Raw genomic sequence first — 13,396 nt, 5'->3', positions numbered from 1 at the left:
TTAAATTGGAGATGGGCGATCGAGTGAAAGCGGTGGGGAGTTTTGGGTTGTGGCTTGTGAGTTAGGAGTTATGAGTTTTGGGCCTGAGTCGCAACGGATAACTCCCATTGGCCTATGCCTTATTTTATCGGGATGAATTCAGAAGTAAGATATTTCTTAGAACTGAGATGTTGCATCGGTGTCAGGAATAGGCCTCTTAAGCCACATCTACAACAACTTCTCTCGCTTCAGGGCCCCAAAAGCCAGCCCCACCGGTGGTAACAGCGTGCGGGCCCGACAATAAAAGTTATCTCATGAGTGGAACGGGCCGAAGAGCCCGTTCTTAACAATGGTGCAATATGTCAGTCAGAACTCATGTGTTGCACCATTCTCAATAAGCTTTTTATGAACAGGCAAGATGCCTGTTCCACAAAGAGTTAATTTTCTTGTGGAACAGGCATCTTGCCTGTTCTTGAGAATAGTCCAATATCTCAGTTAGAAGGGATTTGCTGTAGAATCTTCTTGGAAAACGGTCTCTCGGGCGATCGACACAATGGTGGAAAGGGGTACTTCACAGAAATATTTCCGCCGGAATTGTTCTTCGGAGACTGCTGCTAGGAATTGCGCTGCAAAACGGGCGGCGATGGGGGAATTTGGCACGGAGGATTGGATGGATTGGCTATCTAATAAGGATTTGGGGATTTGATCGGGCGCGTCTTGCTGCTGTGCGGTTTCGGGTTGTCTGGTGATGTGGAAAGCTCGATCGCGATAATTGATTTTAAAACCGAGATATGTTAGGGTTTTGAACCCTAGTTGCAAGGATGTGTCGCTGATGCCGAGTTTCTGGCGGAGTTGCTGTCTGGTGACGGGTTTTTTGGTGCGGCTGAGGTATTTGGCGATGCCGATTAGCTGTTGGCAGATTTGCTGTGGGGGTACGAGTGGGGGTAATGTGTAGGCGATCGCGAGTTTTTTCTGAGTGTGCTGTGCTTGCCTAAACCAGATCCGCAGTTCGTCCCAGCTTGCGGGGCATTCTTTGAGGACGATCGAGTTTTCGCGATCGACCATTTCGGAATTGTAAACTAGATTGTCGATCGGCATTGGAGATTCTAAGTTTGTGCTGGCTGCTAACAACTCTTCCTCATTATTTCTATTGCGCCAGTCTACGATCCAATCTATTTTAGTCGGGGAATTGATTGGGTTGTCTGCCGTGCGTTCCCGCACTGCTACGAGGCGCACTTCATACCGCGATTTGTAAGTATTAAAATCTAGTTCAACGGTGACATCGCAGCGACCTTGGGGAACTTCATTTTGATTATGTCCCCACCAAAGGCCGGGAAATCCAGTATCGCTAGATTCATCCCTAATTGTAAATTCTGTTTTAAGATATTCTACTTTTTGCCCTTTCAAGTCTTTGATTTTTTGATTCCACAGATTGTCAAACCAGCAGTTTTCAATCAGCAATTTGGGTGCGGGGTTGCCCATACCGCACGGTTCGAGCAATTTTAGTTCTTGAAATAAGTCTTTGCCTAATTCGGAGACAGTAATTTTTAGGTCTGCTTGAACTGGGGCGGCTGTTAAACTATCTGTACTGTATTGTTGTCGCAGTTGCTGATTTACCGCATCGGTAAATAGGGGGATATTTTCAACAGGGAGACTCAATCCGGCGGCGAAGGGATGACCACCAAATCTGTCCAATAAATGCGCTTGGTCTTTGACTAATTGGTAAAGGTCAATTTGATTGGCGGAACGCGCCGAACCCCTAGCAATTTTGGATGGGGAAAGTGTTTTTGATTCTGAATCTAAGAAAGAGGTCAATTGGGTTTCCTGGGAATTTTCCTTAATTTCTTCGCTTCCTTCTGTGCTGAATAAAATCACGGGACGGCCGTATTCTTGGGCGATTTGTCCCGCTACTAATCCTAATACTCCTACGGGCCATTGGGGGTCGCTGAGGACGATGACGCTAGTAGTTGAGAGGTCGAGTTTGGCTAATTTGGCGGCGGCATCTTTGGCAACATCTTTTTGTAAAGATTTGCGCCGGGAGTTGGCAATTTCGGTTAAATTTGCTAGTTCTTCGCAGCGTTTTTTGTCGCGGCTGGTGAGGAGTTCTACGCAGAAGCTGGCGTCACCTTGAATGCGGCTGACGGCGTTGATTCGGGGGCCGAGCCCGAAGGATATGTCGGTTGGGCGATCGCCCGATCTTTTGCACAGTTCGAGCAATTTTGCAACTCCCGGGCGGGTGGGATTTGCGATTTGTTTTTGCAGTTGTTGGATGCCGATTTGTGCTAGGTAGCGGCTGTCTCCTGTAAGTTGGACTAAATCGGCAATTAAGCCGATCGCTACTAATTCTAATAAATCTGCGATCGGGCGCTGCGGAATATCCGGTAATGTGTCATATAATGCTTCAACTAATTTATAAGCTACTCCCACTCCTGAAAGGTTAAATAGTTGGTGGCTTGGGGGAAAGTAGCGGGGATTGATAATGGCTGTAGCTGGCGGGCGATCGTCTGGTAATGTATGATGGTCGGTGACAATTGTATCGATGTTTAAGCTGGTGGCATATTCGATTTCGGCGATGTTTGTACTGCCTGTATCGCAGGTAATAATTAAGCTAATTCCCGCTTTTGCTAAGGCATCTATTCCTGTGATATTGAGTCCGTGAGATTCGGTTAATCGGTTGGGAATGTAATAAGTTAGTTGGTCGTTTTGAGTAAAAAATTCTCCCAGTCCATCCCACAAAACAGAGGTTGAGGTAATGCCGTCGGCGTCGAAGTCTCCCCAAATTGCAACTTTTTCTGCGCTGTTTCGTGCTTGCTGGATTCTTTCTATCGCCCAGTTCATTTCTAGCCCGAATTCAAAGGGACTTGCTGGTTGGTAAAGTTGGGGGTTTAAGAAACCTGGTATTTGTTCGGGGTTGTGAATTCCTCTATACCAGAGAAGTGCGGCGGCATAGTTTCCGGGGAGTTCTGGTGCATGGTTCCTGACAGCTTGGATCAGCCAAGCTGGGGGTTGGGATAGGGGTTGAGTTGGCAAATTTTGAAGTAGTTCTGTCATAAGTTATTTCATTAATTCCTGTAGGGGCGGGTTCACCAACAATCTTTCATTCACATCCACAATATCTATAAACCCGCCCCCACCGGGGACTAATAGTTGGCATAGTAAAAGATTTGAATTAAATAGACATTTCCTCAATGATAGCAAGATTTGGCAGCCAATCTGTGGGAGTTTCTGCGGAAAGATTGGATGAGGAAGCTGTGTTGTCTGTTGTGCGGTTGCAGCGAGTTGCAAATTGACAGGAATCGCAAAGATTGGAACTAATTTCTACTTGGGGTAAGAATTCGCCGCCTTCGGTATAGCGCTGTCGCCACTCGCTTAGCTGGTGCAATAGGTGGGTTAAATCTTGTTTTGTGCGATCGTGTTCTGTTTGGTTGTAATAAAACGTGAGTTTTTGCGGCGGTTCTTCTCCTTGCAATTGTACGAACCAGTATGTCATGGAAACTTGTTCGGGGGAATAGTCGCTGGTTTCTACTAAAACATATAAATAGAGGCGAGTTTGCCAACTTTCGGCTATCCATTTTGATTTTTGAGGGCGGGGATAGGTTTTCCAGTCGAGAATTTGCGCGGCGTTTGGTTCTGCTATTAGCAAGTCATAGATAACGGTGAATAGGTAGTCTTGGAAAATTAGGGTGCGGGGGTGTTCGGCTTGGCGGAAAATGCGATCGCTATTTTCTGAATTAGCGAAAAGTTCGGGTGCGGTGTTGATAAATGCTGCCACACAGCGTCCCAGTTCGGGGTCTTGTTGGATGATGAATTCAATGGGAAGTCCGAGTTCTCGCTGCTGCATTAATAGGTGAAAGTGGCTTCCCCATGTGAGTTTTTCTTTGTGTTCTGGGGATGCGGTGGTGGCGAGTAGTTCGAGGTAGCTGTGTTGGAATTTGCGGGGGCATTCTTCGAGAATTTTGAGTTGGGTTTGGGATAGTCGGAGCATTTTTTTATGATTTTAGATTTTATATTTTTTATGATTGTAAGGGGTAGAGATTTTTTTTTAACCGCAGATGTCGGCAGATGGACGGAGATAAACGCAGATAAATTAGGGCGATCGCATTTTTGGAGGAGAGTACGCGCGTGCGTAGCTATCCCGTAGGGAATCGCCCTTTGCTTTCCCAAGTGCGATCGCTTTATACATATAAAAGCTGATTAGCGATTTCATCAGCCGTTAGCGTATTTAATAAAATGGCAACCCGTTGAGCAATCTCATAGGCGTTCTTTTGAGGGATCACAATAATCCCCGAATGTTGTTTTCCTTCTCTCATATAATCTAGATGCAGTCGCTCAAAGTCTACGCGATTATGGGTGAGCAAACATCGCTCCATAGATGCTGGGTAAGCTAATTGTTGGCTATCGGATTTACTCAGCATTCCCTGTTCGCTGGTTGTCGTCACATCGAACCCTCTAGCCAGCAGTAAAGTAGCTACAAGCCTTGAAACATCTTCATCTGTATAAATAGTTGCAAACAGTTTCACGGCTTTCTCATTGCAGCTTTAACAGCAGGATGAATCAATTCTTCAGGAATTCGATTGCGCTCAATATAAGTATTTATTTCTTCCTGGTTATCCAAATAAAAGCTCAGCGCGTCAAAAATTTGAGCTAATTTCAGGTGAGGTAAGTGCATCGGGATTTCTTCAGGAGTAATACCCAAACGCCACAATTCCACGATCGCCCGAACGGAAGTCCTGGTTCCTGCGATAATTGGTTCGCTTTGCAAAATTTCAGGGTGACGTGCGACATAACGCGAAACAGATTGTACATTCATGGCAGATTAACAGGGCAGATATATTTTTATTATATGTTATTATTTCAGCTAAAAGTGTGCAAAAAATTGAGAAGCATTAAGCGCGATCGCCCTTTTTTACAAGTGCGATCGCCCGTTCAGATCGATCCAACGCTAATTAATCTTCCCCTAACTCTAAAAACAATAATTCCAAGTCTCGATCGCCCCGCAGAACGCGAGCAATATCAATCCCGTCCGATCTCGGGTAATAAAAAATTAAATAATCCCTAACAATAAATCCGCGCAAGTTGGGGGATAACCTCTCATAGCGTTTGCCCATATTGGGAAATTCGGCGACAAGTTTACATTTTTGACGAATTGCATCAAAAAGCTCGCTGGCTGCCCTGGAACTATTGCCAGCAATGTACTCACAAATCTCATTCAAGTCTCGGACGGCTTCATCTGAAAATGTATAACTGTTCATGCCCCTGACTGTTCTCTTCGATCGATCTTTTCTTGAATTTTGGCAAACACAATTTCTCCATCTGTCACTTGTCCCTTAGCAATTTGTGCAGTTCCCACTGCTATTTTCTGGCGGAGTTCTTCGATGCGTTGTTTTCGTTCTCTTAAAAGTGCGATCGCTTCTCCAATTAGTTCTTCAGCGCTGCCATATTTTCCGCTTTGAATTTGCGATCGAATAAACTCTTCGTATTCCGGCTTTAAGACAATATTCATTGACTTGCTCCTTTAAATCACAGAAAGGTTACTGCACGATCGTGACATCTTTTGTAGATTAGCTTAGCACAAATATCAACATTCTCAGAGATTGTGGCTGCCCTAAAGTCGAGCTTGAAAAAATTATTGTGAATCGCCTGCGATCCTCTTCGAGGGCTTCGCTAACGCACTTTTCGCCAACCTCTCTACAACTTCCCAATTTGTTGAGCAAACCACATCGCCGCCGTCCCATTTCCCTCACCCAAAAGTTTCAAAGTATCCGACAGCAAAGCAATTGGCAATCCCTCAAGCGCACCGGAAATTTCGCATTCATGATATTTCCCGTTTTCCTGCAAGCGAAATGCCAAAACTCTCTCGCCCTTAATATCTACTACCCAATACTCAGGAATTCCCAAAGCAGCATAAAGCCGCTTCTTTTCATCTAAATCGCTGGCCAAAGTAGTATCGGCTATCTCCCCGACTAAATCGGGAACTCGCGACTGATTCAGATTAATTCGGCGAGGTTCCCCTTTTTGCCATTGGTGGAAATCTCCGCCGATGTATAAAACTTTATCTGGTGCACCCGCTCCCACTTTAGGTTTCTCAATTACACAACCGCTGAGAGAATCAAAAGTTTGTCCTATTTTGGTAGTAAACCACACGAAAAATATGATAGTAAACAGATCGTTAAATCTGGCGTGCTGAGGCCCTTCATTACCCATGTCTATCCAAAGATATCCTTCATAAAAAAATATTCTGGCTTCCTCCAAAGATGGATCTTCGCAGGCTGCTACATAATCTTCCCATGTCGCGGCTTGCCATTGAGGAATTTCACCCACTTGAGGCAAGATGAATTTTACAGTTGTAGAAGTCATGATTTAAAAGCAAATTGAGGATAAAATTATCCTAACTTAAGTCGCTATTTATAGCCAAAGGAAGAAGGAAGGCACTACACGGATACACGAATGAATTATCGAGTCTGAGTCATTCTTAAAAAGGAAGAAGGAAAATACAAGAAAGATCGACTTGAAGTCAGACGAAGGGGCGGGCACGGGGGCACCGCCCCTACAAATGGCGATCGCAATCCTTGTGCTTATCGAATTGCTGTGGGCGCCGCAATTGGTACTTCTAAATCTGGCTGCAAGTCAAAGACTACGACAAGCGTTGCTTGAGGCATCAGTTGGCGCAGACACAGCAAGTGCCCGTCAGCATCCGATCGACTGCGAAATCGCCCCACAATCGCCCGCTGCATACTGGGCATGAGTTTGGCGATCGCCCAAGGGTAAAGGCGTTTTTGGTACGCGATCGCCCCAGGATTCGCAGCGAATCCCTGTTGATAACCGTTTTGTGGCATGATGGTTTAGTATCCTCTATGGACTACAGGAAAGGGCGTTAGTAAGTCTCTTGCCGGAAATCGACTAACGCCTCTACTACTATGATTAAACACCAAACTCACCTCATGTGTCAATACTTGGCGCTAAATATTCACACTTGCTATATTGAAAGGTTTATTCAGCTATGGATTTGAGAGCCTTGAGAGAACGTGCAGGGCTGACAATCTTAGACGTAGCACGGGAACTAGAATGCGCGGAGTCTTCAATTCGCAACTGGGAAAAAAGCCGAACCTTGCCAAAGATGGAAGTTTGGCAAGTATTCCGAATGCGAGATTTGTATCGATGTAGCGAAGCGGAGTTGATGCTAGCTGTCAGAAAGTCAATGCCGACGGAAAAGAAAGAACAGACAAAACTGACAGAGTAAGAATCCTCTGGATTTATTAGAGAATGTAAAGTATTGTAGGGGCGGGTTTTACAGAAAATAATTGTCTAAAATCGATCATCTTTTAAACCCGCCCCCACCCAACGGCAAATCCCCATCTACCTGTAGGATCAGGTTTATGAAACTGTGGGCTTTGCAATTAGGTCGGGGCGGGTTTTTGAGATTGTGGGTCTTAGGCTGAGATTTTTCGTAAAACCCGCCCCTACATCAAATAATAACTTGGTAATTAGGTCGGGGCGGGTTTTTGAGATTGTGGGTCTTAGGCTGAGATTTTTCGTAAAACCCGCCCCGATATCAAATAATAACTTGGCAATTAGGTCGGGGCGGGTTTAAAAGATTGTGGGTCTTAGGCTGAGATTTTTCGTAAAACCCGCCCCGATATCAAATAATAACAAATCACTCTTTTGTCAAGACAAAAACACTGTCTTTATTCCCCCGTCCAATCCGCAAATCTTTATCCAAATAAGTAATATCCAGCCATCCCTGCTGTTCGCGAGTATCCAGCCCAAAATCTACAGCCGCGAACTTTTTCCCCGACTCAATCTCATCGATAAACTTCCCCGGATATTCATAGCCAATCAACCTGCTTAAACCTACTATAGACCGCTCAAACTTCACCTGCACTCGCCGTTCGGAAGTTGGCTCAAATCTCGCCGCCACACTGACAATTCCTTCCAAATAAGGCAAGCCGTAAAGTTCGCCAATGTTGTAAATTTTAGATTCTTTGACGCGGATAGATTGATAAATTTGACCTAATTTGACCAAGGGAAAACTGTCCAGATTCAGCAGTTCGCGGCTGGTGGTGTACAATAACCGCCAATCACCATTTAAAAGCTCTGCAGCTTCGACAGGGCGAGGCGTGGGGTTGTAATCTTCCAATTGGGCGATCGCACTTAAAATCGCTTGTTTGTCGCTGGGAGTCGCCAGCAAACCTCGATTCTTACCAGCAATTATCTCTAAGAGTGCAGATTTTCTAAGCATGATTTTTTAAGAAGGAAGAACACGGATTTTGACACGAATACACGGATTAATTATCGAAGGTGAGGCAAAAGTGAGACCGCTCTTTTCTTCAGTCTCAAGCGAGAGGGAGGAAATTTTGTGTAGTAGCGATATTAATCGCCGAGTCCGCAGAGTATTAAGCTGTTGTGCATTTAAATAGAATGTCAAAAAACAATATAATTCTTGTGGGGTGGGCGTCTCGCCCGCCCTGAATATGCAATTTAAATGCGTGACAGCTTAACAACTAATTACTAAGATATCAAATTTCACCAAATAAAGCAAAGTCCGATACAGGTCGGCTAATTCTTGCTCGTTTTTAACGTAGCGTCGGATAAGTTCCCCCACGCCGATCGCACCTTCCTGCTTAATTATCTCCAATATCTCCATCTGAATGCTAACAGATATTCTCCTATCCTCACCAAAACTGGTAAACCTAATTGTCTGTACCTGCTTTAAAAGTTCTGGTGTGGCGATCGCACCCAGACTCAGCATCATCTCATTGCTTAAACTTCTAGTCGCATAATGGCCCAATACCCGAAACGGATCGTCGCCTAGGGGATAAGGCGGCTTCCCAGGTTTTAAAGGTGCTGACTCCGGTGCCGCAAGGCGAATTTCTGCTAATTCCCGCCACAATTGTTCGTAAGCAGCAATTACTACTTTCCAATCATAAATTTCCCTCGCCCTTTGTCGGGCATTTTCCCCCATCCGCTTTCTCAATTCGGGGTTTTCAATTAATTGACACAACGCCAGAGTGCAAGCATCAATGTCAACTGCTGTCGCGAGAGAAGTGTGACCCATGTAAGTCGGCCAATTTAAGCTGTCGTCAAGATAATTTAGCGCTAAATCTAAACAAGATTCGGGGGGCGGGATGAGTGTGGGAATGCGGAAGCCGTCTATTTCGTGGCGTACAGATTCTTTGTATCCGTTCCAATCGGAGACTATGGCCGGCAGTCCGTTTGCCATTGCTTCAATTGGCGTCAGCCCAAAGGATTCTTGAACGTTGTCCGAAAGCGAAATGAAAATGTCGGCGGCCGACCAAATATTTATTCTAATTTCCGGCTTTCTCCCATCTAAAAAAATAGCATTCACGGAGGGACAAAAGATTTGCGCGCTATTTTTAAAGTCGGGTTCTTCTCTCGGATCTTCGATCCAACCTGCTTGAATTAAGTGGATTTTGGCTTTTGTCTGTTGTGCGGCGCCCTCTAGGGCGATGTACATCGGTACCGGATGAGCTTTTGCAGAAAAAATCAATCGACCGACAAATAACACAACTATATCTTCGGGAGAAATGCCGAGTTCTTGTCGCAGTTGGCGGCGACTATTAACTGCTTCCACACCCTGCGGAAACGCGCTGCAATCCACTCCTAGGGGAATAACCGGCAATTTGACTAAAATTTCCGGTTTACCGCCGTTGCGCTGGGCTAAATATTCAGACCACTCCCTCATAACTCCTTCTACTGCTGTTTTCACCGCTTCAGAGGTGCAGATCAGGGCGTCCCAAGGCTGCATGGGTGCGGTTATCAAATCGCCGATCGCCCCCATGATGTATTTTGTACCGATCGTGTGAGTAACGCCGCAAACGCTGTAGGCCCGCTGATCGACAAATCTGCGCGCCCAAACCATCTGCGACAGAAGCGGATCGGGTCGGTAAATTGTGCCCGGTTGAGATAGCAAATCCGGTCGTTCTGTGGGAATCCAGCGGACTTTCCGAGGTTTTTGCAGCCAAGGTTGGATGTGCGAACAAAACTCCTTAAAGGTTGTTTTGCTGTCGGCGTAACAGTAGAGAGAGTCAGCGGTTCCGTGTTGGACTAAGCTTTTGAGAAACCCTTCTCCGGCTGAATGACGCCCCAGAAGTTTTTGCCCTCCGGTGTCGTAGCCCTCTTTGTTGTATAAAACCGCTGCCGTTATATCCATTCTGAGATTTATTGCTTGAGAGTTGACTGAAGAAGCCAGACGGCATTCGAGCTCAGGCTTTGATGAAAAACCAGGAGACTGTTGTGAATCAAACCCTTGCCGTTAGCGAAGCTTGCAGAATACGATCGCCACTTGTCCCGCGATATCTTAAAGACGATCGTCTTAGATTACAATGCTTACGGCTAAAGAAGGATTGGCAAGAGCGGATTTTAGTGTTATCCTCATGCCCATGCTTGGGGGCGATCGCCTTTTCGGTCTCCCATCTTATCCCGATCCGGAACCAAACAGTGCCTGTGGTATAATGCTTTAGCCTTGCTAAATGCCCGATTTGCAAGTGCTTGATCAAAGGAGCAGTTCGTCGGCAAAACGTTACCTCTACTCGATCGCGTCTTTGTCTTTAAAAACCAATAATCATGTACAACCCATCTCTGCGTCAAATTCCTCGCCATTTACCTGCGGATGTAATTCCATTAAAACAGCAATCTTCTCTTTTAGACTGGTTGGAATCTAACAATCGCCTGTTAGCAAGGGATGTCCAAGAACCCGACTATCTGCACGAAGAAGAAATTTCGGAACTTATGGCAGTTGACGACAGTCCTTACGATGATTTAGAAGAGGAAGTAGAAGAGGATGTGAGTGTAGGCGAAGAATAACGGGTAAAAGGGTGAAGAAATCAACCGGAAACAGGGAAGAAAAACTAAGAGATTTCTCAATCTCCTGTATCGCACCCTATTCCCCATTGTCAATTGCTTATTCTCAAATAGTGTGTGGTGAGGAGTGTTATGGATAACTTTTTGGATGAGAAAATCCCTTTTAGTCTGCCTTTCAAACTTACGGGCAGGAATTTATTCCTGCTGCTGGGTTTGGGGCTAGGCACTGTAGCGATCGGTTTAGATGTAGCAGCGGATAGATTTTTGAATTTACCTGCATCGCTATTTATGCCGCTAATTGTTTGTGCTTTAGTTGCGTCGGGGTTGGGCTATGCAGTTGTACCCCTACTCCAGCAACTAAAAGCAGGACAAATAATTCGCGAAGACGGCCCCCAAGCCCATTTGAAAAAAGCGGGAACGCCGACAATGGGAGGCATCTTTTTTATACCTGCTGGGGTAGCAGTCGCTTTACTTTGGTCTAAGTTTAACTCAGATGTTGTTGCCGTATCGGCTTTAACTTTAGCTTACGGTTTCATTGGCTGGATTGATGACTGGCAAATTCTGCGACGCAAGTCGAACAAAGGTATTTCACCTCGGATGAAATTGGCTTTGCAAATAAGTTTTGCTGCTCTATTTTGTCTGTGGCTGATGTTTCATCAACCAGCAATTTCTACGAATGTTGCTTTGCCTTTCGGTTGGGTATTGCCATTAGGTTTGCTGTTCTGGCCGCTGGCGGGTTTTGTGCTAGTTGCCGAAAGCAATGCTACTAATATTACCGATGGTGTTGACGGGTTGATGGGAGGTTTGGGGGCGATCGCACTTTTGGGATTGGGCGCATCTGTAGCCTCAACTTCGCCAGAATTAATGATATTTTGCGCTTGCATCAGCGGCAGTTGTTTCGGTTTCTTAGCACACAACCGCAATCCAGCCAAGGTGTTTATGGGCGATACAGGTGCTTTAGCTTTGGGCGGTGCGTTGGGTGCGGTAGCTTTATTAACAAATAGCCTTTGGATATTATTAATTATCAGCGGGATTTTCTTTATTGAAACGCTGTCAGTAATTGCTCAAGTAGGTTATTACAAAGCTACAAAAGGCCCGGATGGCATCGGCAAGCGTCTGTTAAGAATGGCTCCACTGCACCATCATTTAGAGTTGTGCGGCTGGTTGGAAACTCAGGTTGTTGGCATCTTTTATTTAACAAACGGGGTGTTAGTGTTAATGATTTTGATGTTTACTAGCAACAGTTAACCGCGGATTTGGTAACGGATTGTGCAGGGGATGCAAGAGATATTTTCTCCTATTTCAAAGAAACAGGCAAGATGCCTGTTCCACAATAACTCAATGCAGTTGTGGAACAGGCATCTTGCCTGTTTAAGGGAAAGAAACAGGCAAGATGCCTGTTCCACAATAACTCAATGCAGTTGTGGAACGGGCATCTTGCCCGTTTAAAGCTAAAGCAACACGCTTTTGGACTGTTCCACATTTCTTAGTCTCTTAGAGAGGGACTTCGTTTCTGTAGTAAGTAGCAGTTTCAACCGCCGAACAATCTATAATATCCCTAGTTAATGCAATGGAAATAAAAAAAATCAGGGGCAATATTGGAAGAACTGTTTCATCTACAAGCCTTCTATTGCTGGCTGCTAGCTTAGTTTTTTACTGGAACCTCGTTAGGCTGGGTTATGCTGTTCCAATTCCCTACATTTTAGACGTTTTCTGCTTAAATAACTGTCCGGCTGATGATTTAAATATTTTGCATACCCAATTCCCGCCCGATAATTTATTAAACTACGACAAGCCGCTAAGACACATTTTAGGCGAACCAGATAAGTTAGATAAAAACAGAATTTCCATCCTAGTTGAAAAATCAAAATACAGGCTGACTGTATACGATAGCAAAAAGCCAGTAAAATCTTATCCTGTAGTATTTGGTGGCAATCCCGCAGGTGATAAATTAAAAGCAGGGGATTTGCGGACGCCGGAAGGTGTTTTTAGGATTAAAGATATGTATCCTCACGAAAGTTGGTCAAAGTTTCTGTGGCTGGATTATCCAACTAAACAATCTTGGCGAAAACATATAAAAGCTAAGCAAAATGGTACAATTGGCTGGGGCGATAGCGTGGGCAGCGAAATCGGGATTCACGGCGTTCCTCCTAATTCGGATAATATAATAAAATATCGATCGAACTGGACTTTGGGCTGCGTTTCGCTGGAAAATAAGGATGTTGAGGAGTTGTATGGGTTTGTGCAGAAGGGAACGGCAGTAGAAATTGTTAAATAAGGTAAACTGGTATAAAACTTGTTTTTCTGAAGCAACAGGCTTTCCGGCCTGTTCCACAAGAATTTAATGAACAGTGACGGGTTTTTACCGCAAGTTTCGGTGGTTGTGCCAGTTTACAACGGCGAGATGGATTTGCCGGAGTTGATCGAGTGCCTGCGATCGCAAACTTATCCGATCGACAGTGTAGAATATCTCTTAGTAGACAACAACAGTCGCGATCGCACTTCAACCATCATCCAAACAGCAGCCTCTAACCCCCCCTCACTCCCAGGGCTGTTTCGGGGCAACCACGGGGGGATGGGCGGGCACGGGGGCACC

Annotated in this window: 15 protein-coding genes; 5 read left to right on the top strand and 10 right to left on the bottom strand. The window is 45.2% G+C overall.

The genetic code is table 11. The features are described from left to right. Positions 1 to 474: 474 nt before the first annotated feature. The 8 genes from QUB12_RS26860 to QUB12_RS26825 all read right to left on the bottom strand — a co-directional run bounded on the left by QUB12_RS26860 (position 475) and on the right by QUB12_RS26825 (position 6,815). Positions 475 to 3,030, bottom strand: a complete 2,556-nt coding sequence (locus QUB12_RS26860) for a DHH family phosphoesterase (RefSeq protein ID WP_333309214.1) — start codon at positions 3,028 to 3,030, stop codon at positions 475 to 477. Positions 3,031 to 3,148: 118 nt separating this feature from the next. Next, the gene (locus QUB12_RS26855; RefSeq protein WP_333140549.1) at positions 3,149 to 3,964 is read right to left on the bottom strand and encodes a PD-(D/E)XK nuclease family protein; all 816 of its coding nucleotides are present in this window, start codon (positions 3,962 to 3,964) and stop codon (positions 3,149 to 3,151) included. A gap of 190 nt (positions 3,965 to 4,154) precedes the next feature. Beyond that, complete coding sequence (locus QUB12_RS26850) at positions 4,155 to 4,499, bottom strand: DUF5615 family PIN-like protein (RefSeq protein WP_333283144.1); 345 nt, start codon at positions 4,497 to 4,499, stop codon at positions 4,155 to 4,157. After that, positions 4,496 to 4,789 carry a DUF433 domain-containing protein gene (locus QUB12_RS26845; protein WP_333140545.1) on the bottom strand — a complete coding sequence of 98 codons (294 nt, stop codon included), beginning with the start codon at positions 4,787 to 4,789 and terminating at the stop codon, positions 4,496 to 4,498. The genes QUB12_RS26850 and QUB12_RS26845 overlap by 4 nt, the downstream gene beginning before the upstream one ends. A gap of 136 nt (positions 4,790 to 4,925) precedes the next feature. Next, the gene (locus QUB12_RS26840) at positions 4,926 to 5,231 is read right to left on the bottom strand and encodes a type II toxin-antitoxin system RelE/ParE family toxin (protein WP_333158798.1); all 306 of its coding nucleotides are present in this window, start codon (positions 5,229 to 5,231) and stop codon (positions 4,926 to 4,928) included. Next, a complete protein-coding gene (locus QUB12_RS26835) occupies positions 5,228 to 5,482 on the bottom strand; it encodes a type II toxin-antitoxin system ParD family antitoxin (protein WP_333105636.1) in 255 nt (84 codons plus the stop codon). Before QUB12_RS26835 ends, QUB12_RS26840 begins: the two co-directional genes overlap by 4 nt. A gap of 185 nt (positions 5,483 to 5,667) precedes the next feature. Next, positions 5,668 to 6,336, bottom strand: a complete 669-nt coding sequence (locus QUB12_RS26830; RefSeq protein WP_333283141.1) for a Uma2 family endonuclease — start codon at positions 6,334 to 6,336, stop codon at positions 5,668 to 5,670. Positions 6,337 to 6,554: 218 nt separating this feature from the next. Continuing rightward, positions 6,555 to 6,815, bottom strand: a complete 261-nt coding sequence (locus QUB12_RS26825; RefSeq protein WP_333283138.1) for a hypothetical protein — start codon at positions 6,813 to 6,815, stop codon at positions 6,555 to 6,557. Between the two features lie 164 nt (positions 6,816 to 6,979). Here QUB12_RS26825 and QUB12_RS26820 point away from each other — a divergent pair, with 164 nt between their 5' ends. Next, entirely contained in the window at positions 6,980 to 7,219 is a 240-nt protein-coding gene (locus QUB12_RS26820; protein ID WP_333228438.1) for a helix-turn-helix transcriptional regulator, read from the top strand. A 414-nt stretch (positions 7,220 to 7,633) separates the two neighbouring features. On the opposite strand, the gene QUB12_RS26815 is transcribed toward QUB12_RS26820, so the two are convergent. Both QUB12_RS26815 and QUB12_RS26810 read right to left on the bottom strand, forming a co-directional pair. Then, positions 7,634 to 8,218 (bottom strand): PAP/fibrillin family protein, encoded by a 585-nt coding sequence (locus tag QUB12_RS26815; protein ID WP_333283136.1) that lies wholly within the window; start codon positions 8,216 to 8,218, stop codon positions 7,634 to 7,636. A 255-nt stretch (positions 8,219 to 8,473) separates the two neighbouring features. Beyond that, the gene (locus QUB12_RS26810) at positions 8,474 to 10,150 is read right to left on the bottom strand and encodes a glycosyltransferase family 4 protein (protein WP_333283133.1); all 1,677 of its coding nucleotides are present in this window, start codon (positions 10,148 to 10,150) and stop codon (positions 8,474 to 8,476) included. Between the two features lie 413 nt (positions 10,151 to 10,563). Between QUB12_RS26810 and QUB12_RS26805 the strand changes: the two genes are divergently transcribed. From QUB12_RS26805 to QUB12_RS26790, 4 genes are all read left to right on the top strand, one after another. Further along, positions 10,564 to 10,803, top strand: coding sequence for a DUF3134 domain-containing protein (locus tag QUB12_RS26805; protein ID WP_006631296.1), 240 nt, complete (start codon positions 10,564 to 10,566; stop codon positions 10,801 to 10,803). A gap of 129 nt (positions 10,804 to 10,932) precedes the next feature. Then, positions 10,933 to 12,048 (top strand): phospho-N-acetylmuramoyl-pentapeptide-transferase, encoded by a 1,116-nt coding sequence (mraY, locus tag QUB12_RS26800; protein WP_333309212.1) that lies wholly within the window; start codon positions 10,933 to 10,935, stop codon positions 12,046 to 12,048. A gap of 322 nt (positions 12,049 to 12,370) precedes the next feature. Then, positions 12,371 to 13,078 carry a L,D-transpeptidase gene (locus QUB12_RS26795; RefSeq protein ID WP_333309210.1) on the top strand — a complete coding sequence of 236 codons (708 nt, stop codon included), beginning with the start codon at positions 12,371 to 12,373 and terminating at the stop codon, positions 13,076 to 13,078. Between the two features lie 66 nt (positions 13,079 to 13,144). Then, positions 13,145 to 13,396: glycosyltransferase (locus QUB12_RS26790; RefSeq protein WP_333309208.1), on the top strand; the 252-nt coding region annotated here is incomplete at its 3' end.

The organism is Microcoleus sp. B7-D4, assembly GCF_036705125.1.
Taxonomy (GTDB): Bacteria; Cyanobacteriota; Cyanobacteriia; order Cyanobacteriales; family Microcoleaceae; genus Microcoleus.
Note: the sequence above shows the minus strand (reverse complement) of the source record. Positions and strands in the feature narration are given on the sequence as shown.

Excerpts from the sequence above, each read along its gene's own strand:
- QUB12_RS26835 (WP_333105636.1), bottom strand. The coding sequence starts at position 5,482 with ATGAATATTGTCTTAAAGCCGGAATACGAAGAGTTTATTCGATCGCAA.
- QUB12_RS26825 (WP_333283138.1), bottom strand. The coding sequence starts at position 6,815 with ATGCCACAAAACGGTTATCAACAGGGATTCGCTGCGAATCCTGGGGCG.
- QUB12_RS26795 (WP_333309210.1), top strand. The coding sequence starts at position 12,371 with ATGGAAATAAAAAAAATCAGGGGCAATATTGGAAGAACTGTTTCATCT.
- mraY (WP_333309212.1), top strand. The coding sequence starts at position 10,933 with ATGGATAACTTTTTGGATGAGAAAATCCCTTTTAGTCTGCCTTTCAAA.
- QUB12_RS26855 (WP_333140549.1), bottom strand. The coding sequence starts at position 3,964 with ATGCTCCGACTATCCCAAACCCAACTCAAAATTCTCGAAGAATGCCCC.
- QUB12_RS26810 (WP_333283133.1), bottom strand. The coding sequence starts at position 10,150 with ATGGATATAACGGCAGCGGTTTTATACAACAAAGAGGGCTACGACACC.
- QUB12_RS26805 (WP_006631296.1), top strand. The coding sequence starts at position 10,564 with ATGTACAACCCATCTCTGCGTCAAATTCCTCGCCATTTACCTGCGGAT.
- QUB12_RS26830 (WP_333283141.1), bottom strand. The coding sequence starts at position 6,336 with ATGACTTCTACAACTGTAAAATTCATCTTGCCTCAAGTGGGTGAAATT.
- QUB12_RS26840 (WP_333158798.1), bottom strand. The coding sequence starts at position 5,231 with ATGAACAGTTATACATTTTCAGATGAAGCCGTCCGAGACTTGAATGAG.
- QUB12_RS26820 (WP_333228438.1), top strand. The coding sequence starts at position 6,980 with ATGGATTTGAGAGCCTTGAGAGAACGTGCAGGGCTGACAATCTTAGAC.
- QUB12_RS26845 (WP_333140545.1), bottom strand. The coding sequence starts at position 4,789 with ATGAATGTACAATCTGTTTCGCGTTATGTCGCACGTCACCCTGAAATT.
- QUB12_RS26860 (WP_333309214.1), bottom strand. The coding sequence starts at position 3,030 with ATGACAGAACTACTTCAAAATTTGCCAACTCAACCCCTATCCCAACCC.
- QUB12_RS26815 (WP_333283136.1), bottom strand. The coding sequence starts at position 8,218 with ATGCTTAGAAAATCTGCACTCTTAGAGATAATTGCTGGTAAGAATCGA.